The organism is Streptomyces sp. NPDC033270, from assembly GCF_055576575.1.
Genome location: NZ_JBVIRA010000001.1, coordinates 36585 through 37742 on the forward strand (window position 1 = coordinate 36585; position 1158 = coordinate 37742).

Genomic DNA, 1158 nt, shown 5'->3' on the forward strand with positions numbered 1-1158 from the left:
AACCCGCCGGCGGGGCGGGGGGTCGGGTGGTTGTGTTCCGGGCAGTACGCAGAGGGGGCTCGTGGGGGCGCGCCGGATCCTCCCCGGGAACCCCCCTTCGCCTACCGGGCGCCGACCGTCAGGCCACGGCGCCCGCGAGCGCGCGCGGCCGCTCGGCCGGTTCCGGCCGCTCCGCCTCCGTCAGCAGCGCCACCAGCGTCTCCCGGGCGCGCGCCACCCGGGACCGCACGGTCCCCACGGGAGTGCCCATCACCCCGGCGGCCGCCGCGTACGGCAGCCCCAGCAGCTGGGTCAGGACGAACGCCTCCCGCCGCTGCGGCGCCAGGGCCGCGAGGAGCTCGGACAGCGCGACGCCCTCGTCGAAGCCCGGCACCCCGCGCGGCTGCACCCGCTCCGCCGCCGACTGCCAGTCGTCGGTAGCGGCCAGCCGCGGCCGGACCGCCTGGGACCGGATCCGGTCCGCCACCACCCGCCGGGCGATGGTCAGCAGCCAGGTACGTGCCGAGGACCGGCCCTCGAACCGCGGCAGGCTGCGCAACGCCCGTACGTAGGTGTCCTGCACCAGGTCGTCGGTCGCCTGCGGATCGCCGCTCAGGTGCGTCACATAGCGCCGCACATCGAGCTGGGTGGCCCGCACGAACTGCTCGACGGCCCGCTCGTCACCGGTGCGGGCGGCCAGCGCCCAGCCGGTCACCGCCTCGTCATCCCGCATACCGCGACCGCCCCTCGCCGCACCGCGGTGCTTCGGGGAGGATGGACACATGCACTGCTCGCGCATCCGTACGGCCCTCTCCGCCCGCCTCGACGGGGAGCAACCGCCAGCCGGCGTCACCCCCGGCGATCTCGCCGCCCACCTCGCCGACTGCCGTGACTGCTGGCAGTGGGAAGCCCGGGCGCGGGCCCTGACGGCGCGTCTCGACCGCGCCACGGCCCACTCCGAGGGCGACGACCCGGCGGCCGTCGACGCGCTGCTCGCCGGCCTGCGGTCGGTGTCCGCGGGGCCGGTGCCCCCCGGTGCGGTGGACACGGACGGCGGACGGGCCGGCTGAGCGGGCGGGGGGGGGGGGGGGGGGGGGGGGGGGGGGGGGGGGGGGGGGGGGGGGGGGGGGGGGGGGTGAAAGAGTCGGGGAAGGGTGTTGGGGGGTGGGGTCTTCGCAA

2 protein-coding genes are annotated in these 1158 nt (G+C 78.1%); one reads left to right on the top strand and one right to left on the bottom strand.

The window, feature by feature from the left end; all coding sequences use genetic code 11:
* Positions 1–118: 118 nt before the first annotated feature.
* The gene (locus ACZ5XZ_RS00145) at positions 119–712 is read right to left on the bottom strand and encodes a sigma-70 family RNA polymerase sigma factor (protein WP_468972725.1); all 594 of its coding nucleotides are present in this window, start codon (positions 710–712) and stop codon (positions 119–121) included.
* Between the two features lie 49 nt (positions 713–761).
* On the opposite strand from ACZ5XZ_RS00145, the gene ACZ5XZ_RS00150 reads away from it, so the two are divergent.
* On the top strand, positions 762–1049 hold the full coding sequence (locus ACZ5XZ_RS00150; RefSeq protein ID WP_468972728.1) for a zf-HC2 domain-containing protein: 288 nt from the start codon (positions 762–764) through the stop codon (positions 1047–1049).
* Positions 1050–1158: the final 109 nt, after the last annotated feature.